At 70.9% G+C, this 2,020-nt stretch carries 1 protein-coding gene and 1 pseudogene; both read right to left on the bottom strand.

Translation table 11 applies throughout. The features are described 5' to 3' along the window. Positions 1-15: 15 nt before the first annotated feature. The gene (gene tpiA, locus I5E_RS19055) at positions 16-795 is read right to left on the bottom strand and encodes a triose-phosphate isomerase (protein WP_022908391.1); all 780 of its coding nucleotides are present in this window, start codon (positions 793-795) and stop codon (positions 16-18) included. 43 nt (positions 796-838) lie between these two features. Continuing rightward, positions 839-2,020: pseudogene (locus I5E_RS22195) on the bottom strand (phosphoglycerate kinase); the annotation flags it as partial.

Here is a 2,020-nt window from a genome sequence, read left to right as displayed (position 1 = left end):
CCTGTGACCGGTGGATCAGAGTCCGACGTGCTGCGGGAAGCGCGCGATGGCCGCGACTTCCTGCACGTCGAGCGAGGCGCCGCCGACGAGCGCGCCATCGATGTCGGGCTCGCGCAGGAAGCCGGCGATGTTGCCCGACTTCACCGAACCGCCGTAGAGGACGCGGGTCGCCGCAGCGGCCTCGTCCCCCCAGGCGGCGGCGATGCCACGGCGGATCGCCGCGCACTCGTCCTGCGCCTGCTCGGCGGTCGCGGCCTGGCCCGAGCCGATCGCCCAGACCGGCTCGTACGCCACGACGATCTCGGACGGCTGCACGGCGTCGAGGACGACCTGCAGCTGCTCGACCGGCACGACACCGGCGCCGCGCTCCTCGCGCTGCTCACCCGTCTCGCCGACGCAGACCACCGGCACGAGGCCGTGCTTGACGGCGGCGGCGGTCTTCGCGGCGACGACCTCGTCGGTCTCACCGTGGACGGTGCGCCGCTCGGAGTGACCGACGATGACGTACTGCGCGTCGAGCGCAGCCAGGAACACACCCGACACGTCGCCGGTGTAGGCACCGGAGTCGTGCTGCGAGAGGTCCTGCGCGCCGAAGCGGATCGGGAGCTTGTCGGCCGAGATGAGCGTCTGCACGCTGCGGAGGTCGGTGAAGGGCGGGAACACCGCGACCTCGACGTCGTCGAAGTCGTGACGCGCGTCCTTCAGCGTCCAGGCGAGCTTCTGCACCGTGGCGATGGCCTGAAGGTGGTCCAGGTTCATCTTCCAGTTGCCGGCGATCAAGGGGGTGCGGTTCATGCTGCATCCTCCCCGGAGTTGCCGGCGATCAGCGGAGTACGGCTCATCGGGACCACCCCAGTGCTTCGAGACCGGGCAGCGACTTGCCCTCGAGGAACTCGAGGCTCGCTCCGCCACCGGTCGAGATGTGCCCGAACTGGTCGTCCGAGAACCCGAGCGACCGGACGGCCGCCGCGGAGTCGCCACCGCCGACCACACCGAGGCCGTCGACCTCGGTCAGGGCCGTGGCGACGGTCTTCGTACCGGCCGCGAAGGCCGGGAACTCGAACACGCCCATCGGGCCGTTCCAGAACACGGTCTTCGACGAGGACACCGCGGACGCGAACCGCGCCGCCGTCTCCGGGCCGATGTCGAGGCCGATGCCGTCCGCCCCGAAGGACGACGACTCGATCGCGTCCGCGGCGACGGTCTCGTGCGACGCGTCGGCGGAGAACCCGGACGCCACGACGACGTCCGTCGGCAGGTCGATCGTCACGCCGAGCTCCTTCGCCCGCGAGAGGTACTCGCGGACGACGTCGAGCTGGTCTTGCTCGAGCAGCGACTTCGCGACCCCGTGGCCCTGGGCCGCGAGGAACGTGAAGAGCATGCCGCCACCGATGCACAGGGTGTCGACCTGGGGCAGGAGGTGGTCGATGACGCCGAGCTTGTCGCTCACCTTGGACCCGCCGAGGACGACCGTGTACGGGCGCTCCGGCGAGGTGGTGAGGCGCTCGAGCACGCCGAGCTCGGTCTCGATGAGCGAACCCGCGGCCGACGGCAGTGCCGAGGCGAGCTCGTAGACCGATGCCTGCTTGCGGTGCACGACCCCGAAGCCGTCGGAGACGAAGGCGTCGCCGAGGGCCGCGATGCGGTCCGCGAAGGCCTTCCGCACGTCGGCGTCCTTCGAGGTCTCCTCCGGGTTGAACCGGAGGTTCTCGAGCAGCAGGACGTCGCCGTCCTCGAGGTCCTCGGCGGCGGCGGTCGCCTCGTCGCCGACGGTCTCGCCGACGAACGTGACCGGCTTCCCGAGCAGCTCGGACAGCCGCTGGCCGACCGGTGCCAGCGAGAACTCCGGCTTCGGTTCGCCGTCCGGGCGACCGAGGTGGGAGATCACGATGACGCGGGCGCCCGCGGTGATCAGGGTGTCCAGGGTTGTCAGTGACGCCCGGACGCGGCCGTCGTCCGTGATCACGCCGTCCTTGAGCGGGACGTGAGATCGCAGCGGACGACGACGCGCTGCCGGCGA

Source organism: Curtobacterium sp. B18, assembly GCF_000333375.1.
Classification (GTDB): Bacteria; Actinomycetota; Actinomycetes; order Actinomycetales; family Microbacteriaceae; genus Curtobacterium.
The sequence above is the reverse complement of the archived record's forward strand: the minus strand, read 5'-3'. Positions and strand labels throughout refer to the sequence as shown.

Excerpts from the sequence above, each read along its gene's own strand:
- tpiA (WP_022908391.1), bottom strand. The coding sequence starts at position 795 with ATGAACCGCACCCCCTTGATCGCCGGCAACTGGAAGATGAACCTGGAC.